At 70.8% G+C, this 22,769-nt stretch carries 22 protein-coding genes; 16 read left to right on the top strand and 6 right to left on the bottom strand.

From position 1 onward, the window contains the following. Window positions 1–9: 9 nt before the first annotated feature. Window positions 10–183 carry a hypothetical protein gene (locus ACFQ7C_RS08895; RefSeq protein ID WP_378899271.1) on the bottom strand — a complete coding sequence of 58 codons (174 nt, stop codon included), beginning with the start codon at window positions 181–183 and terminating at the stop codon, window positions 10–12. A 217-nt stretch (window positions 184–400) separates the two neighbouring features. Here ACFQ7C_RS08895 and ACFQ7C_RS08900 point away from each other — a divergent pair, with 217 nt between their 5' ends. The 7 genes from ACFQ7C_RS08900 (at window position 401) to ACFQ7C_RS08930 (ending at window position 8,347) form a co-directional block, all read left to right on the top strand. After that, window positions 401–1,735: an ABC transporter substrate-binding protein gene (locus ACFQ7C_RS08900; protein WP_378899272.1), complete on the top strand. Its 1,335-nt coding sequence runs from the start codon at window positions 401–403 to the stop codon at window positions 1,733–1,735. A gap of 132 nt (window positions 1,736–1,867) precedes the next feature. After that, complete coding sequence (locus tag ACFQ7C_RS08905; RefSeq protein WP_378899274.1) at window positions 1,868–2,773, top strand: carbohydrate ABC transporter permease; 906 nt, start codon at window positions 1,868–1,870, stop codon at window positions 2,771–2,773. 7 nt (window positions 2,774–2,780) lie between these two features. Then, on the top strand, window positions 2,781–3,740 hold the full coding sequence (locus ACFQ7C_RS08910) for a carbohydrate ABC transporter permease (RefSeq protein WP_378899275.1): 960 nt from the start codon (window positions 2,781–2,783) through the stop codon (window positions 3,738–3,740). A 1-nt stretch (window position 3,741) separates the two neighbouring features. After that, window positions 3,742–5,046, top strand: a complete 1,305-nt coding sequence (locus tag ACFQ7C_RS08915) for an arabinan endo-1,5-alpha-L-arabinosidase (protein WP_378899276.1) — start codon at window positions 3,742–3,744, stop codon at window positions 5,044–5,046. Further along, entirely contained in the window at window positions 5,043–5,723 is a 681-nt protein-coding gene (locus ACFQ7C_RS08920; protein WP_378899277.1) for a YesL family protein, read from the top strand. The genes ACFQ7C_RS08915 and ACFQ7C_RS08920 overlap by 4 nt, the downstream gene beginning before the upstream one ends. Window positions 5,724–5,819: 96 nt before the next feature. Beyond that, window positions 5,820–7,349 (top strand): alpha-N-arabinofuranosidase, encoded by a 1,530-nt coding sequence (locus tag ACFQ7C_RS08925; protein ID WP_378899278.1) that lies wholly within the window; start codon window positions 5,820–5,822, stop codon window positions 7,347–7,349. Next, complete coding sequence (locus ACFQ7C_RS08930; RefSeq protein WP_378899279.1) at window positions 7,346–8,347, top strand: arabinan endo-1,5-alpha-L-arabinosidase; 1,002 nt, start codon at window positions 7,346–7,348, stop codon at window positions 8,345–8,347. Before ACFQ7C_RS08925 ends, ACFQ7C_RS08930 begins: the two co-directional genes overlap by 4 nt. Window positions 8,348–8,518: 171 nt before the next feature. On the opposite strand, the gene ACFQ7C_RS08935 is transcribed toward ACFQ7C_RS08930, so the two are convergent. Further along, window positions 8,519–9,535, bottom strand: coding sequence for a LacI family DNA-binding transcriptional regulator (locus ACFQ7C_RS08935; RefSeq protein WP_378899280.1), 1,017 nt, complete (start codon window positions 9,533–9,535; stop codon window positions 8,519–8,521). A 157-nt stretch (window positions 9,536–9,692) separates the two neighbouring features. Between ACFQ7C_RS08935 and ACFQ7C_RS08940 the strand changes: the two genes are divergently transcribed. The 5 genes from ACFQ7C_RS08940 to rocD all read left to right on the top strand — a co-directional run bounded on the left by ACFQ7C_RS08940 (window position 9,693) and on the right by rocD (window position 13,737). Next, window positions 9,693–10,127, top strand: a complete 435-nt coding sequence (locus ACFQ7C_RS08940; RefSeq protein ID WP_378899281.1) for a hypothetical protein — start codon at window positions 9,693–9,695, stop codon at window positions 10,125–10,127. Further along, entirely contained in the window at window positions 10,127–10,342 is a 216-nt protein-coding gene (locus tag ACFQ7C_RS08945) for a helix-turn-helix transcriptional regulator (protein ID WP_378899282.1), read from the top strand. Before ACFQ7C_RS08940 ends, ACFQ7C_RS08945 begins: the two co-directional genes overlap by 1 nt. 1 nt (window position 10,343) lies before the next feature. After that, the gene (locus ACFQ7C_RS08950) at window positions 10,344–11,450 is read left to right on the top strand and encodes an NAD(P)-dependent alcohol dehydrogenase (RefSeq protein WP_378899284.1); all 1,107 of its coding nucleotides are present in this window, start codon (window positions 10,344–10,346) and stop codon (window positions 11,448–11,450) included. Between the two features lie 141 nt (window positions 11,451–11,591). Next, entirely contained in the window at window positions 11,592–12,485 is an 894-nt protein-coding gene (gene ddaH, locus ACFQ7C_RS08955) for a dimethylargininase (RefSeq protein ID WP_378899286.1), read from the top strand. 25 nt (window positions 12,486–12,510) lie between these two features. Continuing rightward, complete coding sequence (rocD, locus tag ACFQ7C_RS08960; RefSeq protein ID WP_378899288.1) at window positions 12,511–13,737, top strand: ornithine--oxo-acid transaminase; 1,227 nt, start codon at window positions 12,511–12,513, stop codon at window positions 13,735–13,737. 11 nt (window positions 13,738–13,748) lie between these two features. Here rocD and ACFQ7C_RS08965 read toward each other — a convergent pair whose 3' ends face one another. Next, window positions 13,749–15,347 (bottom strand): molybdopterin-dependent oxidoreductase, encoded by a 1,599-nt coding sequence (locus ACFQ7C_RS08965; RefSeq protein WP_378899290.1) that lies wholly within the window; start codon window positions 15,345–15,347, stop codon window positions 13,749–13,751. Window positions 15,348–15,436: 89 nt separating this feature from the next. On the opposite strand from ACFQ7C_RS08965, the gene ACFQ7C_RS08970 reads away from it, so the two are divergent. The 3 genes from ACFQ7C_RS08970 to ACFQ7C_RS08980 are packed head-to-tail and all read left to right on the top strand — an operon-like array spanning window position 15,437 to window position 18,998. Next, on the top strand, window positions 15,437–17,230 hold the full coding sequence (locus ACFQ7C_RS08970; protein ID WP_378899292.1) for a circularly permuted type 2 ATP-grasp protein: 1,794 nt from the start codon (window positions 15,437–15,439) through the stop codon (window positions 17,228–17,230). Beyond that, window positions 17,224–18,156 carry an alpha-E domain-containing protein gene (locus ACFQ7C_RS08975; RefSeq protein ID WP_378899294.1) on the top strand — a complete coding sequence of 311 codons (933 nt, stop codon included), beginning with the start codon at window positions 17,224–17,226 and terminating at the stop codon, window positions 18,154–18,156. Before ACFQ7C_RS08970 ends, ACFQ7C_RS08975 begins: the two co-directional genes overlap by 7 nt. Further along, window positions 18,153–18,998 carry a transglutaminase N-terminal domain-containing protein gene (locus ACFQ7C_RS08980; RefSeq protein WP_378899296.1) on the top strand — a complete coding sequence of 282 codons (846 nt, stop codon included), beginning with the start codon at window positions 18,153–18,155 and terminating at the stop codon, window positions 18,996–18,998. The genes ACFQ7C_RS08975 and ACFQ7C_RS08980 overlap by 4 nt, the downstream gene beginning before the upstream one ends. 12 nt (window positions 18,999–19,010) lie before the next feature. Here ACFQ7C_RS08980 and ACFQ7C_RS08985 read toward each other — a convergent pair whose 3' ends face one another. Beyond that, window positions 19,011–19,157: a hypothetical protein gene (locus ACFQ7C_RS08985; protein WP_378899298.1), complete on the bottom strand. Its 147-nt coding sequence runs from the start codon at window positions 19,155–19,157 to the stop codon at window positions 19,011–19,013. Between the two features lie 140 nt (window positions 19,158–19,297). Between ACFQ7C_RS08985 and ACFQ7C_RS08990 the strand changes: the two genes are divergently transcribed. Beyond that, the gene (locus ACFQ7C_RS08990) at window positions 19,298–20,308 is read left to right on the top strand and encodes a LacI family DNA-binding transcriptional regulator (protein WP_378899300.1); all 1,011 of its coding nucleotides are present in this window, start codon (window positions 19,298–19,300) and stop codon (window positions 20,306–20,308) included. Window positions 20,309–20,314: 6 nt separating this feature from the next. Here ACFQ7C_RS08990 and ACFQ7C_RS08995 read toward each other — a convergent pair whose 3' ends face one another. Beyond that, entirely contained in the window at window positions 20,315–21,304 is a 990-nt protein-coding gene (locus ACFQ7C_RS08995) for a serine hydrolase domain-containing protein (RefSeq protein WP_378899302.1), read from the bottom strand. After that, entirely contained in the window at window positions 21,301–22,719 is a 1,419-nt protein-coding gene (locus ACFQ7C_RS09000) for a rhamnulokinase family protein (RefSeq protein ID WP_378899305.1), read from the bottom strand. Before ACFQ7C_RS09000 ends, ACFQ7C_RS08995 begins: the two co-directional genes overlap by 4 nt. Window positions 22,720–22,769: the final 50 nt, after the last annotated feature.

Genomic DNA, 22,769 nt, shown 5'->3' on the forward strand with positions numbered 1-22,769 from the left:
GCATCCGTGTCAGCCCAGCGGGTCGGCCCGCAGGTCGCGCACGTGGTAGAACTCCGGGTCCCGGCGGAGATAGACGAGCCAAGCGGGCAGGAAGCACGCCGACTGGAGGTAGTCCTCCTGGGAGGCGTGGATCTTCCCGCCCTCCATCTTCTTGCCCGTCTCGGCGATGACGGGTTGAGGCATCCTCATCCGAGCGGTGCGCGGTCCCCGTGCCACGGCGTCCTTCTACAACGTTGGAACTTTCTTTGCCGTTCGGCTTGACATCGCCTCTGCCGGCGTCGCACACTGTTCTCCACCGAACAATTCCAACGTTGTAAATCAACGAAGGCATCCCACGGTCAGCGACGATCGATCTCCCGATCCGAGCGCTGACCACCACAGCACTACGAGAGGAAACGTGATGACGAAGTCACGGAAGTCGGTCGTCGCCGCAGCGGCGATGCTCGCCGCCGGCGGTCTGATCCTGTCCGGCTGCGCCGGCGGCTCTGCCGGCGGCGGCACCGAGCAGCTGACCTTCATGTTCCGCGGTAGCGACGCCGAGAAGGCGGCCTACACCGCGGCGATCGAGCAGTTCGAGAAGGACAACGACGTCGACGTCAAGATCATCATGACGACGGCCGACGAGTACAGCACCAAGCTCAAGGCGGCGATCACGGGCAAGCAGGTCCCCGACGTCTTCTACGTCGACCCGGGCAGCGTGCAGGCGTACGTCAAGACCGGCATCATCAAGGACATCACCGAGTACGTCGAGGGCGACGAGGACCTCGATCTGGACAACGTGTGGCAGTACGGCGTCGACAGCTACCGCTTCGACGGCAAGCTCATGGGCCAGGGCGCGATCTACGCGATGCCCAAGGACGTCGGCCCGTTCTCATTCGGCTACAACCGCACGATGTTCGAGGCGGCCGGCATCGCGCTCCCCAGCACCGACGAGCCGTACACCTGGGACGAGTTCGTCGAGGTGTCGAAGCAGCTCACGAAGGACCTCAACGGCGACGGCACGCTCGACCAGTGGGGCACCGGCCTCAACGTGATGTGGAACCTGCAGCCGTTCGTCTGGTCGAACGGCGGCGACTGGCTGAACGAGGACCGCACCGAGGTCACCGTCGACAGCCCCGAGTTCGCCGAGGCGCTGCAGTGGTTCGCCGACCTGTCGAACGTCGAGGGCGTGACGCCCTCCACCACCGACGCGCAGACGCTCGACACCTACCAGCGCTGGATGCAGGGCCAGATCGGCTTCTTCCCGGTCGGCCCCTGGGACGTCCCGGTGTACGAGACGCTCGAGTTCGACTGGGATCTCATCCCCTACCCGGTCGGCGCCACCGGTGAGACGGCGACCTGGACCGGCACCCTCGGCATCGCGGTGAGCGAGAGCACGAAGGACCCCGACACCGCCGCGAAGCTCGCGATCTACCTCTCGACCGACCGGACGGCGCAGCAGTCGCTCATCGACGCCGGCGTGCAGATCCCGAACCTCATCGACATGGCCGACGAGTGGGTCACCTCGTCGACCCTCCCGCCGCAGAACAAGCAGGAGTTCCTCGACATCGTCCAGGACTACGGCCGTGCCCTCCCCGCGAACACCACCTACAGCCCCGAGTGGTACGACGAGCTGTTCAAGAACATCCAGCCCGTCCTGGACGGCGAGCAGACGGCCGCGGACTACCTGAAGGAAGTCCAGCCCCGCATGCAGGAGATGCTCGACAAGGCCAACGCCGACGCCGGCATCGGCTGACCCCGAGGCTCAGTCCTTCGAAGCCTGATCGGAGAGCGGATGCCGCGGCCCCGGCCGCGCCGAGCGCACCGGCCGCGCCGGGTCGCGGCATCCGTCCCCCCTCCTGCTGTCCTTCTCGAATCGAGGTCCCTCATGTCGACGACGACACCCGTCCGCCGCTCGCGGCTCCACCGTCGCGAGCACCGCGTGGCGCTCGCCCTGGTCGCGATCCCCGTCGTCGGGTTCCTGGTGTTCACCGGCTACCCGCTCGTCTTCTCGGTCTACGCGTCGTTCACGAAGTGGAACGGCCTGAGCGAGCCCGCCTTCAACGGCATCGACAACTTCGTCGAGATGGCCGGCGACACGTACTTCTGGCAGTCCATGGGCAACACGATCTTCTACATGATCGGCATCCCCATCGGCCTGATCCTCTCGCTGCTGCTCGCGCTCGCGCTCAATCGCAAGATGCGCGGCACCACGTTCTTCCGCACCGTCTACTACGTGCCGGTCATCTCGTCGCTCGCGGCGGTCGCGATCCTCTGGCAGTGGGCGTACAACGGCGACTTCGGCCTCGTGAACCAGGTGCTCGCGCTGTTCGGCGTCGAGGGTCCGAACTGGCTGCAGAACCCCGACACCGTCAAGCCCGCGATCATCATCATGGCGGTCTGGAAGGGCCTCGGCTACTCGATGCTGCTGTACCTCGCGGCGCTGCAGTCGGTCCCGCGCCACCTCTACGAGGCGGCCGCTCTCGACGGCGCCGGCGCGTTCCAGCAGTTCCGGCACATCACCGTGCCGATGCTCAACCCGGTCACGTTCTTCCTCGTCGTCACGAGCATCATCGGCGGCGCGCAGATCTTCATCGAGATCAACATCATGACCCCCACCGGCGGCCCGGAGTTCAGCTCCGCCTCGATCGTCTGGTACATCTGGCAGAAGGCGTTCAACTACCTGCAGATGGGCTACGCGACGGCGATGTCGGTGGTCCTCGGCCTGCTCGTCTTCGTCGTGACCGCGATCCAGTTCCGGCTCAACCGCCGCTTCCAGTTCTCGATCGACTGAGGCCATCATGACGCTCACCACCCCCGACACCCTGTCCGCGCTCGACGCGGAGGTCACCGGCAAGCCCCGACGTCTGCCGAAGCGCCGCCTCGGCCGTCCCACCGGCAACACCGCCGGCGTCACCCGCCGCGCGTCCGCATCGCGCCGCCTCGTGAACACCGTCCTCATCGCGCTGCTGTCGATCGGCGGCATCGTGATGATCGCGCCGCTGCTGTGGACGTTCAGCACCTCGCTCAAGACCCGCGAGGCAGTCTTCGCCCTGCCGCCGCAGTGGATCCCCGATCCCGTGATGTGGGAGAACTACGTGCGGGTGTGGTCGGCCGGTCCGCTGCTCTCGGGCATCGTGAACTCGATCATCGTGTCGGCGACGGTGACGATCATCGGCACGGTCACCTCGATGCTCGCGGCCTTCGCGTTCGCGAAGCTCCGCCTGCCCGCCAAGAACCTGCTGTTCCTGATGCTGCTGTCGGCGATCATGATCCCGTTCCCGACGATCATGATCCCGCAGTTCAAGCTCTTCGCCGACCTCGGCATGGTCGACACCCTGTGGCCGCTGATCCTCCCCGGGGTCTTCGGCAACATCGTGATGATCTTCTTCATCCGCCAGTACCTCGAGTCGGTGCCCGACTCGATCATCGAGGCGGCCAAGATCGACGGCGCCGGTTACCTCCGCATCTTCTTCACGCTGATCTTCCCGGCGATCCGCCCGGCGATCGCGGCGCAGTTCATCCTGTGGTTCATGGCGGTGTGGAACGACTACCTCGCACCGATCATCTACCTGAACTCGCCCGAGAAGCAGACGCTGCAGCTCGTCATCGCGAGCTTCAATGCGACCTACGCGAGCCAGACGGACTACCCGCTCATCATGGCGGCGTCCTTCATCGCGCTGATCCCCGTGCTCGTGGTGTTCGTCGTCTTCCAGCGGCAGATCATCGAGTCGGTCGCCCTCACCGGGGCGAAGGGCTGACATGGCGTTCCCGATCGCAGACCCGACCTCCGACCCGACGACGTGGGGCGCGCGCAACGCACACGATCCCACGGTGGTGCGCGCAGACGACGGCCAGTGGTACATGTTCTCGACGGATGCCGCCGCCGGTGTCGACGACATCCCCGCGGGCGTCCACGTGCGAACGTCACCCGACCTCGTCCACTGGACGTTCGTCGGCACGGCTCTGGACGGCGTCCCCGTCCCGGCCCTCGCGCACACCGGCGCCGCGGGACTCTGGGCGCCCGAGGTCGTGCGCTGGCCGACCGCCGACGGATCGCCGCGCTGGCACATGTACTACTCGGCCTCCACGTTCGGGTCGCGGACGTCCGTCATCGGACTCGCGACCGCCGCGTCCCCGGCCGGCCCCTGGACGGATGCCGGACCCGTCGTCTCGACCACGCACGACGTCGACCGGCACAACGCCATCGACGCCGCCGTCGTCTTCGACCGCGCGGGGCGCCCGTGGTTCACGTACGGATCATTCTTCGGCGGCATCCACATCCTGCCGCTCGATCCCGCGACGGGCTTCGCCCAGCACCGCGGCGATACCGGCACGCTCATCGCCCGCCGCCCGGCGAGCGTCGACGGCGCCGTCGAGGGCGCGTACATCGTGTACCGCCCCGAAGAGGACCGGTACGTGCTGTTCGTGTCGTACGACTCGCTGTTCGACAGCTACAGCGTGCGCGTCGCGGTGGCCGACGAGGTCACCGGGCCGTACGTCGACGTGAACGGCCGGTCGCTCACCGACACGGAAGGCGTCGCACCGGATGCCGTGGGCACGAAGATCCTCGGCGGCCACGTGTTCCCCGGCGGCACGGCCTGGATCGCTCCCGGCCACAACTCCGTGTTCCGCGACGGCGAGCGGCTCTTCGTCGTCCATCACGTGCGCCGAGCCGACGACCCCACGCGGCACGAGGCGCAGATCCGCCGTGTGCATGTCACCGCATCCGGCTGGCCGCTCGTGTCGCCGCACCCGTTCGCCGGGTACGAGGCCGAGCGCCTGCCGCAGGCCGAGGGCGTCGAGGGCGACTGGAACGTGGTCCGCCTGGACCCGGCACGACGCGGGGTGGAGGCATCCGTCCCGCTGCGCGTGGTCGCCGCCGCGCACACCGACGGCGACGCGGTGACGACCCCCCTCATCGTGCAGGCGGACGGCGGCGACGTCGTGCTCGACGCGGTCGTGTTCGGAGCGTGGGATCCCGTGGCCGAGCGCCCCGTGCTCGCGTTCGCGGGGCTCGATGCCGAGGGCATCGCGTGGACGGGGTCGAAGGCGGTGGCGCCATGATCACCGAGTACGCCTGGGCGGGCCGCGTGATGGCGTGGCTGCGGGTCGTCGCGGGCCTCATCGTCGTCAACCTGCTCTTCCTCGCCGGGAGCGTCGTCGGTCTCGTCGTACTCGGCGTCGCGCCGGCCGCGCTCGCGGCGACGGCGTGCCTCACCCGCATGCGCGACGGCGAGGGCGAGACGGGGCTCGTGCGCGAGTTCGCGGCCGTCTACCGCGCGCAGTTCTGGCGCGCGAACCTCATCGGCCTGCCGTTCGGCGTCGTCGCGGTGCTGCTCGCCGCCGACACCGCGGTGCTCCCGGCACTCGACGGCGTCGCGGCCGCGGCGCTCGCCGGCTTCACGTGGGTCGCGGCCGCCGTCGCGGTGCTCGTGTTCGCCTGCGCGCTGACCGTCGCGGTGCGCTACGACGAGACCGCCGGCGCGGTGCTCCGCTACGCCGCGGTGCTGCCGTTCACGTCACCCCTCATGAGCGGCGTCATGCTCGTGAGCCTCGGTGCCGTCGCGGTCACGCTCGCACTGATCCCGGTCCTCGTCCCGCTGGTCGGATTCGCCGTGCTCCTCTTCGTCGCGGGGTGGTTCGTCGACCACCGCCTCGCCGCACTCGACCCCGACCACCCCCGCGCCGGCGACCGTCGGCGTGAGCACGCACCCTCGGCCGAGGCATCCGCCGCCCGCTGAGCGCCCGCCCCGACACACCCATGCATTGCGGCGCACCCCGCGCCGGAACGTCCCTGCCGCGCTGCCCGCAGCCGGCCCGTCCCTGGAGAAGAGAACGTGACCCTCACGACCACCACGACCACCACGACCGCCACGGCCCGTGTCTCGGTCGACCGCGAGGCGGTCGTCGCGCAGATCGACCGCCGCATCTTCGGCTCGTTCGTCGAGCACCTCGGCCGCTGCGTCTACGACGGCATCTACGAGCCCGGCCACCCGACCGCCAACGAGGACGGCTTCCGCCTCGACGTCGTCGACCTCGTGCGCGAGCTCGGCTCGACCACGATCCGCTACCCCGGCGGCAACTTCGTGTCGGGATTCCGCTGGGAGGACAGCGTCGGCCCGCGGGACCAGCGCCCGGTGCGCCGCGACCTCGCGTGGCACTCGCTCGAGACCAACCAGGTCGGCGTCGACGAGTTCTCGCGCTGGCTCAAGCTCACCGGCTCCGAGCTGATGATGGCCGTCAACCTCGGCACGCGGGGGATCGAGGCGGCCCTCGACCTGCTCGAGTACTGCAACCACCCGTCGGGCACGACGCTCAGCGATCAGCGCATCGCCAACGGCTCGGTCGAGCCGCACGGCATCCGCATGTGGTGCCTGGGCAACGAGATGGACGGCCCCTGGCAGACGGGCTACATGACCGCCGACGACTACGGCAAGCTCGCCGCGCGCACGGCCCAGGCGATGAAGGCCGCCGACCGCGATCTCGAGCTCGTCGTGTGCGGCTCGTCGGGCTCGGCCATGCCGACGTTCGGCGACTGGGAGCGCACCGTGCTCGAGCACGCGTACGACCACGTGGACTTCATCTCGTGCCACGCGTACTACCAGGAGCGCGGCGGCGACCTCGCCTCGTACCTCGCGTCGTCGCTCGACATGCAGTACTTCATCGAGACGGTCGTCTCGACCGCCGACCACGTCGGCAACAAGCTGAAGTCGTCGAAGAAGATCAAGCTCTCGTTCGACGAGTGGAACATCTGGTATCTCGACGAGCACCGCGAGTCCGACGAGGTCAACGACGAGTGGCGCTACGCGCCGCGCCAGCTCGAGGACGTCTACTCGGTGGCCGACGCCGTCGTGCTCGGCAACCTCATGATCACGCTGCTGAAGAACCACGACCGCGTCGCGTCCGCCTCGCTCGCGCAGCTCGTCAACGTCATCGCGCCGATCATGACCGAGCCCGGCGGTGCGGCGTGGCGCCAGACGACGTTCTTCCCGTTCTCGGTGACATCGCGCCTCGCGCGCGGCGAGGTGCTGAAGCCGCGCATCGACGCCGGCACGTACGAGACCGCGGTGTACGGCGACGCGCCGCTCGTCGACTCGGTCGTCACGACCGACGGTGGCGCCGCCGCGGTGTTCCTCGTCAACCGCAGCCAGACCGAGGCCATCGAGGTCACCGTCGACGTCTCCGAGCTGGGCGTCGCGACGGTCGCCGAGGCCCTCACGCTGTGGGACGACGACGTGTACGCCAAGAACACGCTCGCCGACCAGGAGCGCGTGGGGCTCAGGACCCTCGACGGCGTCGTGCTCGACGACGGCATCCTCACCGTCACCCTGCCGCCGGTGTCGTGGTCGGCGATCTCGCTCGCATGACCGTGGTGGGCCGGCGGGCGGCGGCCGCAGCATCCGTTCTCGTCGCGGTCCTCGCGATCGCGAGCGGATGCGCGGCCGCCCCCGCCGTGCCCGCCCCCACGGGGGACACGTTCGTGCACGACCCCGCCTTCGTCGCGGGGGAGGAGGGCGAGCCGTCGTTCCTGTATTCGACGGGCAACGGGCAGATCGGCGACGGCAACATCCAGATCCGGCGTTCTGCCGACGGAGTCGACTGGGAGGACGCCGGCACGGTGTGGGACGAGAAGCCCGCGTGGCTCGTCGAGGCCGTGCCCGGCGTCGACAACCTGTGGGCGCCGGAGCTCTACGAGCACGACGGCACGTGGTACCTGTACTACTCGGCGTCGACGTTCGGCAAGAACACATCGCTCATCGCCCTCGCCACGAACACGACGCTCGACCCCGACGATCCGGGCTATGAGTGGGTCGACCGGGGCGTCGTGATCGAATCGGCCGGCACCGACTTCAACGCGATCGACCCCGGCATCGTCGAGGACGACGACGGCGAGCCCTGGATGGCATTCGGCTCGTTCTGGAGCGGCATCCGCATGGTGCCGCTCGAGTGGCCGAGCGGACTGCGGGCCGATGAGTCCGAACCGCTCCTGATCGCCGACCGGCAGCTGCCGCCCAACGCCATCGAGGCGCCGTACATCCTGCCCCACGACGGGTTCTACTACCTGTTCGTCTCGAGGGACTTCTGCTGCAAGGGCGTCGACAGCACGTACTCGATCGCGGTCGGCCGCTCGGAATCCGTCACCGGTCCGTACGTCGACGCCGACGGCGTCCCGCTCCTCGAGGACGGCGGCACCCCGGTGCTCGCCTCCGACGGCACCCGCGTGGGTCCGGGCGGCCAGTCGGTCTCGGCCGGACGCCTCGCCTTCCACCTCTACGACGCCGACCTCGACGGCCAGTTCCGCCTCGGCATGCTGCCGCTCGTGTGGCGGGACGGCTGGCCGACCGTGGAGTGGCCGCAGTACTGAACACCGATGCCGTCACCCCCGGGCACCGCGGGTGCGCCGGGTGGCGGCATCCGTCACGCTCGTTCGTCGTATATGCACGCCGTATCGGCCTCCACGCGTACATACACGACGAACGAGCGGATGCGCTGGAGCGGGAGGGGCGGGCGCGAGGGGAGGCGCCGGGCGGGAGCGTCAGCGGGCGACGGCGGGCGCGGACTCGCGCTGGACGATCTCGAAGTCGGCGAGGAGCAGCCGCGGCGGCGCGTCGAGGCCGGCGATGCGCTCGATGAGCGTCGAGACGGCCGTGCGCGCGATCCAGTCGCTGCCGGGATCGACCGTCGTGAGCGAGGGGATCGAGTACTGCGCCTCGTCGATGTCGTCGAAGCCCAGCACGGCGACGTCGTCGGGCACGCGCAGGCCCGCCTCCTGCAGGGCGCGCATCGCGCCGAAGGCGAGCGTGTCGTTGAGGGCGAACACGGCGTCGAAGTCCGCGCCGCGCTCGATGATCTCGCGCATGGAGCGCGCGCCGTTGGCGCGGTGCCACTCGATCGACGGACCGATCAGCTGCCCGTCGAACGGGATGCCGCGTGCCTCGAGCGCTTCGCGGTACCCCTGCAGACGCAGCGCGGCCGAGCCGATCAGCTCTCCCTCGTGGGCGCCGACGATCGCGATGCGCCGCCGGCCGGAGTCGATGAGGAACTCGGTCGCCGCGCGGGCCGCCTCGACGTTGCGCATCGTGAGGTGGTCGGTCGGGCCGTCGAAGATGCGCTCGCCCAGCAGCACGAGCGGGTAGTCGACATCGAGGTGCGCCACGTCGTCCTGGCTCATCTCGAGCGGGCTGAAGATGAGCCCGTCGCTCATCTTGCGCCGGGGGCTGGTCAGCAGGTCGAGCTCGCGCTGGCGGCCGCCGCTGCCGGTCTGCTCGATCGTGACGACGAGACCGGATGCCTCGGCCGCGGCGATGACGGCGGCGGCGAGCTCCGCGAAGTAGGCGAGGGCGAGGTCGGGCACCGCCAGCGCGATCGAGCCGGTGCGGCCCGATCGGAGGCTGCGCGCGGTGAGGTTGGGCGTGTAGTCCAGCTCCGCGATCGCGGCCTCGACGCGCTCCTTCGTTGTGGGGCGGATGTGCGGGTAGTCGTTGATGACGTTCGACACCGTCTTGATCGACACGCCGGCGAGGCGGGCGACATCGTGCAGTGTGGCGGCCATCGTCACATCCCCCCTCGTCGAGACCTCGACGTGCTTCGAGCCTACAACGTTGTACCAGCGGCGGCGGCCTCTTCGAGGTGTAAAAGATTCTTGACACGCAAGGTAGGCCCGCCTATCTTGGTGTCAAGAATCTTTTACACATCCCCGGGGAGGGGCCATGGTCTACGAAGAGCGCAACATCTGGGCGAGCCTCATCGTCAGCGTCATCGGCACGATCGTCTACGTCGTGATCGTGCTGCAGCAGGCAGACGGCGGTCCGCTCACCGACGTGGACTGGGTGCCGATCATGCTGTGGGTCATCGGCGCCGGCATCGTCGGCGCGATCGTGCTGAGCATCGTGTGGGGCATCCTCGCCGGCATGTTCGACCCCGACGGAGTGGGCAAGAGCGACCAGCGCGATCGCGACATCGCGCACATGTCGACGCGCGTCGGCCAGGCGTTCCTCATCATCGCGGGGCTCGGCGTCCTGATCCTGTGCGCATTCGAGGCCGACTGGTTCTGGATCGCCAACACCATGTACTTCGGCTTCGCGCTGTCGTCGATCGTCGGCGGCATCGCGAGCGTCATCGCGTACCGTCGTGGGCTCGTCTGATGGTCAAGCCGACCAGGGTCCAGAACTCCATCCGCGCTGTACGCGAGGCGGCGGGGATCACGCAGGCCGAGCTCGCGCGCCGGGTGGGTGTCACCCGGCAGACCCTCATCGCCATCGAGCAGGGCCGGTACTCGCCGACCCTCGAACTCGCCTTCCAGCTCGCCCGCGCCTTCGGCGTCGGGCTCGACGACCTCTTCGACTACCCGGAGGAATGACATGTCCGAACCGCTCCCCGGCCCTGCGGTCCTGCGCACCGATGCGATGCCCGCGTGGACGCAGCATCGCTACGGCGGGGCCGACGTCGTCGCCCTCGAGAGCATGGTCGTGCCGGCGCCGCGCCGCGGCCAGGTGCTGCTGCGCCTGCGGGCGACCGCTCTCAACAACGGCGACATCCGCGTGATGCGCGGCGAGCCCCTCCTCGTGCGCCTCGCGTTCGGCCTGCGCCGTCCGCGCCAGTCGGTGCGGGGGATGGATGCCGCCGCCACCGTGGTCGCCCTGGGTGACGGCGTGACCGAGTTCGCGGTCGGCGACGAGGTCGTCTGCGAGCTGCCCGCCGGCGGAGGGCTCGCCCGCTACGCCGTCTCGCCGGTCGGACGCCTGGTTCGCCGCCCGCCCGAGCTCGATCCCGCCGTCGCCGCGACCCTGCCGATCGCCGCCGGAACGGCGTGGCAGGCGCTGGAGCTCGGAGGAGTCACGGTCCCCACGCCCCCTCCACACAGCGCTGGCGCGCTGCGCGGAGCCGCCGGGCGCGTGGGCCCAGCCGCCGCCCCGGGCGCCTCGCCGCTCCGGGTGCTCGTGATCGGGGCGTCGGGAGGCGTCGGCACCTTCGCCGTGCAGCTCGCGGCGGGACGAGGGGCCGAGGTGTGGGCACTGTGCGGGGAGCGCAACCGCACGCTCGTCGAGAGCCTCGGTGCGACGCGCACGTTCGACTACCACGCCGTTCAGCCGGGGTCGCCCGAACTGGGGGACGGCCGGTTCGACGCCGTGCTCGACATCGCCGGCACCGCGCCGCTGCGGGTGCTGCAGCGGCTGGTGCGGGATGGCGGACGGGTGGTCCTGGTGTCGGGCGAGGGTGGGCGTCTCCTGGGTCCGATCGGACGGCTGGCGGCAGCATCCGTCCTGTCGATCGGCTCGAAGCGGCCGCTGCGTCCGCTCGCCGCCGTCGCGAAGTCCGACGTGCGCGAGCAGCTGGTCGCGCTCGCGGCCGCGGGCAGCCTCAGGCCGGTCATCGAGCGCCGCCACCCGTTCGCCGAGGCGGGCGCCGCGCTCGCGCGCGTCGCCGACGGCCACGTGGCCGGCAAGGTGGTGGTGCTCGCGGAGTGACGGGGCGGCAGCATCCGGCGCTCTCATTTCCCGGCCGTGCGCGGGGTCCGTGAGACAATGGACGTGGCGTGCCCGGATCGATGGCTTCCCCAGCTCCGCCGGGCCTCTGGACAGCGTCCGCCGCGCCTCTACAGGAGCAAGATGTCCACGCAGAACACCGCGCCCGCCACCACCGGTCCCCTCACCGGATCCGCTCCGGAGGGCGGCCGGATCCAGCAGATCCGCCGCTACCTGATGTGCCGCCCCGAGCACTTCACGGTGAGCTACACCATCAATCCGTGGATGGAGCCGGCGAACCCCACCGACACCGCCCTCGCGGTGCGCCAGTGGCAGGCCCTCTACGACACCTACCTCGCCCTCGGGCACGAGGTGCACCTCATCGACCCGATCGAGGGACTGCCCGACATGGTCTACACGGCCAACGGCGGCTTCGTCATCGACAACGTCGCGTACGGCGCGAAGTTCCGCTTCCAGGAGCGCGTTCCCGAAGGGCCGGCGTTCATGGACTGGTTCCGCGACAACGGCTTCGACGTCGCCGAGCCCGCCGAGGTCAACGAGGGCGAGGGCGACTTCCTGCTCGTCGGCGACACGATCCTCGCCGGCACCGGGTTCCGCTCCACCGGCGACAGCCACCGCGAGCTCGGCGACGTGTTCGGCAAGGAGGTCGTGAGCCTCACGCTCGTCGACCCGCGGTTCTACCACCTGGACACCGCCATCTCCGTGCTCGACCCCGTCGAGGGTCCCGGGGGCGTCGAGAAGGCGAACATCGCCTACCTCGAGCACGCGTTCGACGAGCGCAGCCAGGAGATCCTCGCCGAGCGCTACCCTGACGCGATCCGCGTCGCCGACGCCGACGGTGCCGTGTTCGGCCTCAACTCGGCCAGCGACGGACTCAACGTGATCATCTCGCCGCGCGCGACCGGCTTCGAGGCCCAGCTGCGCGAGCGCGGCTACAACCCGGTGCTCGTCGACCTGTCCGAGCTGCTGCTCGGCGGCGGCGGCATCAAGTGCTGCACACTCGAGCTGCGGCGCTGACCCTGCGCGAAAGAGGAGCCCTCCCATGACCGCCACTTCCGCCTCCCTCGACGCGGCGATGAGCCAGATCATCGCGGCCGAGGAGGAGCACGTCGCGCACAACTATCACCCGCTTCCCGTCGTGATCTCCCGCGGCGAGGGAGCGTGGGTGACGGATGTGGAGGGCAAGCGCTACCTCGACCTGCTCTCGGCCTACTCGGCCCTCAACTTCGGGCACGGGCATCCCGCGATCCTCGCGGCCGCCCAGGAGCAGCTGAACCGCCTCACCCTCACCAGCCGCGCGTACCACAACGACCGCCTCGGGCCCTTCGCGGCCGCGCTCGCAGAGCTCTGCGGCAAGGACCTCGTGCTGCCGATGAACACCGGCGCCGAGGCCGTCGAGACGGGCATCAAGGTCGCCCGCGCGTGGGGCTACCGCGTGAAGGGCGTCGCGCCGGACGCCGCCCGCATCATCGTGGCGCACGGCAACTTCCATGGCCGCACGACCACGATCGTCGGCTTCAGCGACGACCGGCAGGCGCGCGACGGCTTCGGGCCGTTCACGCCCGGGTTCGTGTCGGTGCCGTTCGGCGACGCGGCGGTCATCGACGCCGCGATCACCGCCGACACGGTCGCCGTGCTGATCGAGCCGATCCAGGGCGAGGCGGGCGTCATCGTCCCGCCCGAGGGCTACCTGCGGAAGGTGCGCGAGATCTGCACCCGCCGCGGCGTGCTGCTCATCGCCGACGAGATCCAGTCCGGCCTCGGCCGCGTGGGCGAGACGTTCGCGTGCGACCGCGAGGGTGTCGTGCCCGACCTCTACCTTCTCGGCAAGGCGCTGGGCGGCGGCATCCTTCCGCTGTCGGCCGTCGTCGCCGACCGCGAGATCCTCGGCGTCATCCGGCCGGGCGAGCACGGATCGACGTTCGGCGGCAACCCGCTGGCCGCAGCCGTCGGCCTGCGCGTCGTGGAGATGCTGCAGACCGGGGAGTTCCAGAGCCGCGCGAAGCTCCTCGGCGAGCACCTCGAAGCGAAGCTGCAGGAGCTCGTGGGCCACGGCGTCACCGGCGTGCGCGTCGCGGGACTGTGGGCCGGCGTCGACATCGACCCCGAAGTCGGCACGGGCCGCGAGATCGCCGAGCGCCTCATCGGGCGCGGCGTGCTCGTGAAGGACACGCACGGCCAGACCATCCGCATCGCGCCGCCGCTCGTGGTGCGCGCGACCGAGCTGGACTGGGCGGTCGAACAGCTGCGCGTCGTGCTCGCGGGCTGACGCGGCAGGCTCTACGCCACGTCGACCGTGAGACGGTGCCACCCCGTGGCGCCGTCGGGAGCCGGGTTGGCGACGGTCTCGGTCTGCTGCTCGCCGCCCCTGCTGGTGGCGCGGCATCGGATCTCGTGCGAGCCGCGCTCGGCCGCCCACGGGATCGACCACTGCACCCAGGTGTCGCCCGAGATCGCCGGGGCGAGCGCGGCCTCCTGCCAGGGGCCGTCGTCGACCTGCACCTCTACCTTCGCGACGCCGACGTGCTGCTGCCAGGCGACCCCCGCGATCGTCGTGTCGCCGGCGGTGAGCCCCTGGCCGCGACGGGGGAGGTCGATGCGCGACTGGAGCTTGATCGGCCCCTCCGCGGACCAGCCGCGGGTCGTCCAGTAGGCGCTCGCCCGATCGAACCGCGTGACCTCGAGCTCGGTCACCCACTTGGTCGCCGACACGTAGCCGTACAGGCCCGGCACGACCATGCGCACCGGGAAGCCGTGCTCGGGCGGCAGCGGCTCGTCGTTCATCCCCACCGCGAGGATCGCGTTGCGCGTGCCCTCCCGCAGCACCTCGAGCGGGGTGCTCGCGGTGAAGCCGTCGACCGACCGCGACAGCACCATGTCGGCCTCCGCCGTCGGCCGTGCGCGCTCGAGCAGCAGCCGGATCGGGTAACCGAGCCATTTCGCGTTGCCGATGAGGTCGCCGCCGACGGGATTGGAGACGCACGCGAGCGTCGTCCAGCTCTCCTCGAGGGGGAGGGCGAGCAGCTCGTCCCACCCGATCTCGACCTCGGTCTCGACGAGACCGTGGATCCTCAGGCTCCACGTGCCCGGGTCGACCTGCGGCACGATGAGCGCGGTGTCGATGCGGTAGAAGCTCGCGTTCGGCGTCACGACGGGTGTCATCCCGGCGAGATCGAGCTGGGCGCCGGCGGGGACCGGCGGCGCGGCGACGGCCGGCGCGGGAAGCCGGAGCGCCCGTCGCACGGCACTGACCGTGTGGGAGCCCGCCTGCATCGCCGTGCCCGCGATCGCCGCGATGACCCCGGCCGCGGTGGCGACGCCGGCCCACGCCAGGAATCCGCGCCGCGACGTCGAGACGGTCTCGCGGGCCGCACCCGTCGACTCCTCGGCAGGCGGGGGCGGAGGCACCGTGCTGCCCCTCGCGAGCAGCGCCAGCATCGACAGTGCCGTCGCCGCGATGAACCCGGCCGCGAGCGAGGGAAGCCATGCGAGCCCGGTCGCGTCGGGGCGGGTGACCGCGAGCACGGCCGCGCCGGCGCCGAGAGCGGCGAGGATGACGACGCCGTACCACGGGCGCCGGAGCTCCAGGATGCCGATGGCGGCCGCCACGATGAGCAGCACGAGCGCGATCCCGACGAGGAGGGCCAGCTTGTCGGCCGTGCCGAACAGGGCGATCGCGATGTCCTTCGCCCACGCCGGCGCGAGATCGATCAGCGTTCCGCCGATCACCGCGAACGGGCTCGACGAGGGTGCGACCAGCGCGGCGATCAGTTCGCCGACGCCGGCGCCGAGGACGACGGATGCTGCGCCCGCTGCCGCGCCGGAGAGCGCCGGCGCCTTCGCGGCGACGCGCGGGGAGGCATCCGCCTCACGAGTCATAGCGGGAGCATACGTCCGATCCGCAGCATCCGTCCCAGGAGAACGGCTCGGAAACACGAGCGCAACGAACCCCGCATTAGGCTCTTCGCATGGGTGATCTGTTCGACGGCTACGGCTCCACGCTCGCGCCGCGCAAGACGCCCTCGGGGGTACCCGCGTTCGACGAGATGTTCGGGAGCCCGGTCCATCCGGGTGCGCCGGCGGAGTCGCGCGAGGCCTATCGAGAGCTCTACCAGGCGCTCGCGCAGATGACCCAGGAGGAGCTGCGCGGCCGCACCGATTCCCTCGCGAGCTCGTACCTCGCCCAGGGCGTGACGTTCGACTTCGCGGGCGAGGAGCGACCCTTCCCGCTGGATGCCGTTCCCCGCGTGATCACGTACGACGAGTGGTCGCGCATCGAGGCCGGCGTCAAGCAGCGCGTGCGGGCGCTCGAGGCGTTCCTCGACGACGCGTACGGACACCAGTTCTGCGTGCGCGACGAGGTGCTCCCCGCGGGGCTCATCGCGAGCTCGCAGTACTTCTACCGCCAGGCCGCCGGCATCCACTCCGCCAACGGCGTGCGCATCCAGGTGTCGGGCATCGACCTGATCCGCGACGAGCACGGCGAGATGCGCGTGCTCGAAGACAACGTGCGCGTGCCGTCGGGCGTCAGCTACGTCATCTCGAACCGTCGGGTCATGGCGCAGACCCTGCCCGAGCTGTTCGTCTCGATGCGTGTGCGCCCGGTCGGCGACTACCCGAACAAGCTGCTCGCGGCGCTGCGCGCCTCCGCCCCCGCGGGCATCGAAGACCCGAACGTCGTCGTGCTCACCCCGGGCGTCTACAACTCCGCGTACTTCGAGCACACGCTGCTCGCACGCCTCATGGGCGTCGAGCTCGTCGAGGGGCGCGACCTGCTGTGCATCGGCGGGAAGGTCTTCATGCGCACGACGCGCGGCCCGAAGCGCGTCGACGTCATCTACCGTCGCGTCGACGACGACTTCCTCGACCCGCTGCAGTTCCGCGCCGACTCGATGCTCGGGGCTCCCGGCCTCATGCTGGCGGCGCGCCTCGGCAACGTCACCATCGCCAACGCCGTGGGCAACGGCGTCGCCGACGACAAGCTGCTCTACACCTACGTGCCCGACCTCATCCGCTACTACCTCGCGGAGGAGCCGATCCTCAAGAACGTCGACACGTGGCGCCTCGAAGACCCGAACGCCCTCGAAGAGGTGCTCGACCGGCTCGATGAGCTCGTCGTGAAGCCGGTCGACGGATCGGGCGGCAAGGGACTGGTCGTCGGACCCGACGCCTCGCCGGCGGAGCTCGAGAAGCTCCGGCAGCGCCTGCTCGCCGACCCGCGCGGCTGGATCGCGCAGCCCGTGGTCATGCTCTCCACGATCCCCACGCTCGTCGAGGACGGCATGCGCCCGCGCCACGCCGACCTCCGCCCCTTCGCGGTCAACGATGGCGAGGACGTGTGGGTGCTCCCCGGCGGCCTGACCCGCGTGGCGCTGCCCGAGGGGCAGCTCGTCGTGAACTCCAGTCAGGGCGGCGGCTCGAAGGACACCTGGATCGTGGGCGGTGCCGCACCCGGCCAGGTCGAGTACGGACAGGGCCGGGGCATGCCGGAACTGGTCGCCGACCAGGCGGCGACGGTGACCGAGGCGATCCCGATCATCTACGACCCGCAGACCGAGCCCACCCACTCGCCGCAGGACCGCCCGCGCTCGCGCGTCGAGCAGCAGGAGCAGCAGCAGCAGGCCGCCGAGGTCGCTGCGGCCGCAGCATCCGTCCCGCCCCCATCCGCGAGACTGCAGCGGAGTGCCGAGACAGCGGGAGCCGGACGCCGTCTCGGCCGCCCGATGCAGTTTCGCGCTCAGGACGGGGGTGCGTCGTGCTGAGCCGCATCGCCGAGTCGCTGTTCTGGATCGGGCGATACATCGAGCGCAGCGACGGGACCGCCCGCATCCTCGACGTGCACCTGCAGCTGCTGCTCGAAGACCCGTGGATCGACGAGGACACGGCGTGCCGATCGCTCCTGAGCGTCATGGGGTCGCTGCCGCCGGAGGGGGTCGAGCAGGTGCGCCGCGAGGACGTGCTGTCGCGTCTCGCGGTGGACCGAATGAACCCGTCGAGCATCGCCTATGCGCTCACCGCCGCGCGCGAGAACGCCCGCCGCGCGCGTGAGATCGTCTCGACGGAGCTGTGGGAGACCCTCAACACCACGAACGCGCGCATGCCGCGGCGCCTGCAGAACGACCGCGTGCACGAGTTCTTCCAGTGGGTGCGCGAGCGCGCGGCGCTCGCCGTCGGCATCGTCGACTCGTCGACGAGCCGCGACGAGGCGTGGCAGTTCTTCACCCTCGGCCGCAGCATCGAGCGCACCGACATGACGGCGCGCCTGCTCGCCACGCGGTCGCTGACCGAGGCATCCGGTCCGTCGTGGACGACCATCCTGCGCTCGTGCGGCGCCTACGAGGCGTACCTGCGGACGTACCGCGGGATGCCGAGCGCCCGCAATGCCGCCGAGTTCCTGCTGCTCGACCGCCTGTTCCCGCGCTCGATCATCTACTCGATCCAGACCGCCGAGGCCTGCATGAGCGCCATCGACCCGCGTGCCGACCGCGTGGGCCACTCCAACACCGTCCTGCGGGCGCTCGGCCAGATCCGCAACGACCTCGAGTACCGGCCGATCTCCGAGATCCTCGGCGAGCTGCCGACGCATATGGAGCGCGTCCAGACCGTCACGCGCGAGGCATCCGAAGCCATCCGCGGCCGGTTCTTCCCGACCCAGGCCGAGCCCAGCTGGATCGGAGAGATCTCATGAAGCGCCTCCGCATCGAGCACCAGACCGGCTTCAGCTATCAGGGCGACGTGACCGCGTCGTACAACGAGGCGCGCATGCTGCCCGGCTCCACCGACAGCCAGTTCGTGCTCAACTCGTCGCTCGACATCGAGCCGTCGACCTCCGTCAACCAGTACGTCGACTACTTCGGCACACGGGTCGCGGCGTTCGACGTGCTGTCGCCGCACTCGTCGCTGACGATCACGGCCCGCTCGCTCGTGGAGGTGCGCCCCCGGCCGCTCGAGCACATCGACGTCACGTGGGACGGTCTCGCGCGTGAGGCGGCCCGCTCGCTCGAGACGGTCGAGCAGATGTCGCAGACGCGGCGCACGCGACCCCACGAGGAGGTCGCCGAGCTCGCCCGCTCGATCGCCGCGGAGCACGACCACCCCGGGCGCGCCGCGCACGCGATCGCCGTCGCCATCGGAGACGCCGTCGAGTACATGCACGGCATCACCGGTGTGCACTCGACCGCGGCCGAGGCGTGGGAGGCGCGCAAGGGCGTCTGCCAGGACATGGCGCACATCGCCCTCGGGGCGCTGCGCGAGGTCGGCATCCCGGCGCGCTACGTGTCGGGCTACCTGCACCCGCGGCCGTCGGCCGAGGTCGGCGTCGCGGTGACGGGCGAATCCCACGCGTGGATCGAGTGGTTCGCGGGGGAGTGGCAGGGCTTCGACCCCACGAACAACATCGAGATCGGCGACCGCCACGTGCTCGTCGGCCGCGGCCGCGACTACGGCGACGTGCCGCCGCTGCGCGGCGTCTACGCCGGCCCGTTCAAGAGCAACCTGCACGTCAAGGTGACCATCACCCGCGAGGCGTAGGCCGGGCGCACGTCAGGCCGGGGGATTGTCGGGGTCCAGCGTTTCGAGGGTGTCCTCCTCGACGGGGTTGTCTGCCTCGAGCTGGTCCTCGGTGGTCTCGTCGCCGCCGAGCGGGCTGTCGCCTTCGGGGGTCTCGTCTTCGGTTCGCCGTTCGTCCATGCCGGTCACGCTAGCGCGGGACGGATGCTGCCGCCCGGGGCTTGACGCAGCCCGGAGGTGCGCTCGTCCACGGCGGCGGAGGACGCTTTCCGGCTCCTGGGAAGGTACGTTTGCCCTGCAGGACCTTGCCGAGGAGCAGAATGACTGGGGCCAGACCACCGCGCCGCGCGACGATCGAGGATGTCGCGGCCCGGGCAGGCGTGTCGCGTGCGGCCGTGTCGAAGGTGCTGCGCGATGCGTACGGCGTGAGCGACGCGATGCGCGAGCGGGTGACAGCGGCGATGACCGAGCTCAACTATCGCCCCAGCATCGCGGCGCGCGGCATGCGGGGCCGCACCTACACGATCGGCATCGAACTCCCGGACCTCTCGAACCAGTTCTTCGCGCGCATCGTCCGCGGGGCGGCAGGCGCGCTCGAAGGCACCCCTTACCAGCTCATTCTGGCGCCCGCCGAGTCCGGCACCCGGTACGGCTACCGCGCGCTCGAAGCGCTCGTAGACCGCCAGGTGGACGGGCTCATCGCCGTGTCGCCGCGCGTCGAGGAGCGTGCGCTGGAGCGGATCGCGGCATCCGTCCCACTCGTGATGTTCGGCCGGCTCGACACCTCCGACCGGTACGACGTGGTCGCGGGCGACGACCTGGGCGGAGCTCGCCTCGCGATGCAGCACCTGTTCGACCTCGGCCATACACGGATCGCCCATCTCACTCTCAACGAGGAGGACCCGAGCTCGCCGTTCCCGCACAGCGGGCGACTGCGCGAGTACTTCGCGGCGATGGCCGCGCGAGGCTACGACACCGAGGTGTGGAACGCCGACGACGGCCAGGACCCGGCGTATCAGGCCACGCGCCGTGCGATCGAAGGCGGCACCTCGGCCACCGCTGTGTTCGCGGCGCACGACGAGCTGGCCTTCGGCGCGATGCGCGCGATCGCCGACACCGGCGCAGATCTTTCCGTGATCGGCTATGACGACGTCGCGCTGGCCTCGCATCCGGCACTCGGCCTCACGAGCATCAATCAGCCCGGTGAGCGCATGGGCGCGCGCGCCGTGGAGATGCTGCAGGAGCGCATCGCCGGTCGCACCACCGCCGTGCACGAGGTCTTCGAGGTGCAGCTCGAGCCTCGAACGTCCACGCGTCCGCCCTCGAGCTGAGGTCGGTCAGACCCCCGCCACCACCGCGTTGTCGAGCTCGTCGGCGTCGACGCCGGGCCGCTCGGCCTGATTCGTCAGCAGCACCCACGCGACGCCCGCGGTCGGGTGCACCCAGAACTCCGTGCCGGCCCAGCCGGCGTGGCCGTACACGTCGCGGTCGATCAGCCCGGGAGCCCGCGTGCGGAGGTTGAACGTGAACCCCCAGTCCTGCCCGCGCTCGGCGGGGTAGGGCTCCAGCCGGGGGATGTCGCCGGTGAGCGGGCGGCGCATCATCGCGAGGGTCGCCGGCTGCACGACGCCGCCCGCCTCGCCGTGCCCGATCCGCAGCAGCGCCGATCCGAGGGCGAGGAGGTCGCCGGCGGTGCCGATCATCCCGGCGCCGGGGTTGCGATGGCTGGCGAAGCCCGTCATGTCGAGGCCCAGGCGTTCCGCATCGACCACGGTGTGGGCGTCGGCCGCAGGGTCGAGCGTGAACCCTGTCGCGCCGAGCGCGGGTGCCCACTCGGCGACGTCGGCATCCCATGTCCGTCCGGTGGTGTGATGCACGAGCTCGGCGATGCCGTCGAACGCCACCGTCGAGTAGCGCGAGGCGGTGCCGGCGGCGAAGTCGCGGCCCGGGGCGAGCAGCGCCGCCCGCAGGCCCTCGGCCGGGTCGAGCGTGGGCTCGCGGATGCCGGAGGTGTGGCTCACGAGATGACCGAGACGCACGACGTCCTCACGCGTGCGACCGAACTCGGGCACCGCCGTGCTGAGCGGCGTCTCGGCGGTGAGCAGTCCGCGCTCGACGGCGCGCGCGGCGGTGAGCCCGGTGAGCACCTTGGTGATCGAGAACAGCCAGTACGGGTCCTCGACCCTGGCCGTGCGCCCGTCCGTCGCGCCGAACGCATCGAGCGCGACCACGCCGTCGGCGGTCGCGACGCCGAGCACCGCGGTGGGCAGTCGCCCCGCGTCGACGTGACGCCGTGCCCAGTCGAACGCCGCCGCGTAGCCGGTCACGACCGGGGCTCGTAGCGCTCGGGAGAGACGGATGCCGCCACCACGCGCCGCAGGTCCTCGAGGGTCGCGTCGGGCCCGAACCAGCCATGGGCGCGCCCCTGCACGAGCACGTTGCCGAGTGCGGTCGCCTCGACCGGACCGGCGAGCACGGGAAGGCCCGCGCGGTCGGCGGTCGCCTGGCACAGCAGACGGTTGAGCGCTCCGCCGCCGACGACGTGGATCACGTCGACGTCGCGGTCGGTGAGACGCCCGGCGGTCGCGACGGCGTCGGCGAAGGCCTGGGCGATGCTCTCGACGATCGTCCGGGCGAACGCCTCCCGCGTCGCGGGCACCGGGGAGCCGGCCTCGCCGAGCACCGCCGCGATGCGGGCGGGCATGTCCCCGGGAGCCGACAGGCGCGGGTCGTTCGCGTCGAACAGCGGGATGTCGCCGGACACCGATGCGGCAGCATCCAGCAATCCCGGCAGATCGATCGCGGCGCCGTCCTCGGCCTCCCACGTGCGCACGGCCTCGCTCAAGAGCCACAGGCCCGTGACGTTGTGGAGGAAGCGCACGCGCCCGTCGACGCCGCCCTCGTTCGTGAAGTTCGCCTCGCGGGCCGCGTCGCTGACGACGGGTGCGTCGAGCTCGACGCCGACCAGGCCCCACGTGCCGCACGAGATGTACGCCGCGTCGGGGGTGCTGAGCGGCACCGCGACGACGGCCGAGGCCGTGTCGTGCGAACCGACCGCGATGACCTCGAGCGGGGCGCCGACGCGCTCGCGTGCCTCGCCGTGCAGTGTGCCCAGCCGCTCGCCCGGATCGACCAGCGGAGGCAGGACGGATGCTGCGATCCCGAGCCGCTCGGCGAGCTCGACGTCCCACGCGCCGGTGCGGACGTCGACGAGGCCGGTCGTCGACGCGTTCGTGCGCTCGGCGAACTGCGCCCCGGTGAGGAGGAACGCGACGAGGTCGGGGATGAGGAGCGAGACCTCGGCGTCGGGGAGACGCTGCTCGACCGCGTACTGATACAGCGTGTTGAACGGCAGGAACTGCAGGCCGTTGCGGCGGTACAGCTCCTCGAACGGCGCTTCGCCGTGCACGACCTCGACGCCGCGCGCGGTGCGCTCGTCGCGGTAGTGGAACGGCTCGTCGAGCAGCTCATCGCCGTGCACCAGGCCGTAGTCGACGGCCCACGAGTCGATGCCGATGCTCGCGATGCCGGGCTCCCGGCGCAGCGCCTCCGTCAGGCCCTCCACGATGTGCCGGTACAGCGCGCTGAAGTCCCAGTGCAGGTCGCCGTCGGCGCCGGGCACGGGTCCGTTCGGGAATCGCGCCACCTGCTCGAGGCGCAGCATCCCGTCGTCCACGTAGCCGAGCATGACGCGTCCGCTCGTCGCGCCGAGGTCGACCGCCGCGACCACCCCGCCGGTCATTCGCCACCACCGTTCAGGAATCGCGAAAGGGTGGAGTTCCGCACGTCGCG

It is taken from the genome of Microbacterium sp. NPDC056569 (assembly GCF_042793475.1).
In the GTDB taxonomy this organism is placed as follows: Bacteria; Actinomycetota; Actinomycetes; order Actinomycetales; family Microbacteriaceae; genus Microbacterium.

Excerpts from the sequence above, each read along its gene's own strand:
- ACFQ7C_RS08940 (WP_378899281.1), top strand. The coding sequence starts at position 9,693 with ATGGTCTACGAAGAGCGCAACATCTGGGCGAGCCTCATCGTCAGCGTC.
- ACFQ7C_RS08920 (WP_378899277.1), top strand. The coding sequence starts at position 5,043 with ATGATCACCGAGTACGCCTGGGCGGGCCGCGTGATGGCGTGGCTGCGG.
- ACFQ7C_RS08915 (WP_378899276.1), top strand. The coding sequence starts at position 3,742 with ATGGCGTTCCCGATCGCAGACCCGACCTCCGACCCGACGACGTGGGGC.
- ACFQ7C_RS08945 (WP_378899282.1), top strand. The coding sequence starts at position 10,127 with ATGGTCAAGCCGACCAGGGTCCAGAACTCCATCCGCGCTGTACGCGAG.
- ACFQ7C_RS08900 (WP_378899272.1), top strand. The coding sequence starts at position 401 with ATGACGAAGTCACGGAAGTCGGTCGTCGCCGCAGCGGCGATGCTCGCC.
- ACFQ7C_RS08905 (WP_378899274.1), top strand. The coding sequence starts at position 1,868 with ATGTCGACGACGACACCCGTCCGCCGCTCGCGGCTCCACCGTCGCGAG.
- ddaH (WP_378899286.1), top strand. The coding sequence starts at position 11,592 with ATGTCCACGCAGAACACCGCGCCCGCCACCACCGGTCCCCTCACCGGA.
- ACFQ7C_RS08980 (WP_378899296.1), top strand. The coding sequence starts at position 18,153 with ATGAAGCGCCTCCGCATCGAGCACCAGACCGGCTTCAGCTATCAGGGC.
- ACFQ7C_RS09000 (WP_378899305.1), bottom strand. The coding sequence starts at position 22,719 with ATGACCGGCGGGGTGGTCGCGGCGGTCGACCTCGGCGCGACGAGCGGA.
- ACFQ7C_RS08895 (WP_378899271.1), bottom strand. The coding sequence starts at position 183 with ATGCCTCAACCCGTCATCGCCGAGACGGGCAAGAAGATGGAGGGCGGG.
- ACFQ7C_RS08930 (WP_378899279.1), top strand. The coding sequence starts at position 7,346 with ATGACCGTGGTGGGCCGGCGGGCGGCGGCCGCAGCATCCGTTCTCGTC.
- ACFQ7C_RS08910 (WP_378899275.1), top strand. The coding sequence starts at position 2,781 with ATGACGCTCACCACCCCCGACACCCTGTCCGCGCTCGACGCGGAGGTC.
- ACFQ7C_RS08990 (WP_378899300.1), top strand. The coding sequence starts at position 19,298 with ATGACTGGGGCCAGACCACCGCGCCGCGCGACGATCGAGGATGTCGCG.
- ACFQ7C_RS08970 (WP_378899292.1), top strand. The coding sequence starts at position 15,437 with ATGGGTGATCTGTTCGACGGCTACGGCTCCACGCTCGCGCCGCGCAAG.
- rocD (WP_378899288.1), top strand. The coding sequence starts at position 12,511 with ATGACCGCCACTTCCGCCTCCCTCGACGCGGCGATGAGCCAGATCATC.
- ACFQ7C_RS08965 (WP_378899290.1), bottom strand. The coding sequence starts at position 15,347 with ATGACTCGTGAGGCGGATGCCTCCCCGCGCGTCGCCGCGAAGGCGCCG.
- ACFQ7C_RS08935 (WP_378899280.1), bottom strand. The coding sequence starts at position 9,535 with ATGGCCGCCACACTGCACGATGTCGCCCGCCTCGCCGGCGTGTCGATC.
- ACFQ7C_RS08950 (WP_378899284.1), top strand. The coding sequence starts at position 10,344 with ATGTCCGAACCGCTCCCCGGCCCTGCGGTCCTGCGCACCGATGCGATG.
- ACFQ7C_RS08985 (WP_378899298.1), bottom strand. The coding sequence starts at position 19,157 with ATGGACGAACGGCGAACCGAAGACGAGACCCCCGAAGGCGACAGCCCG.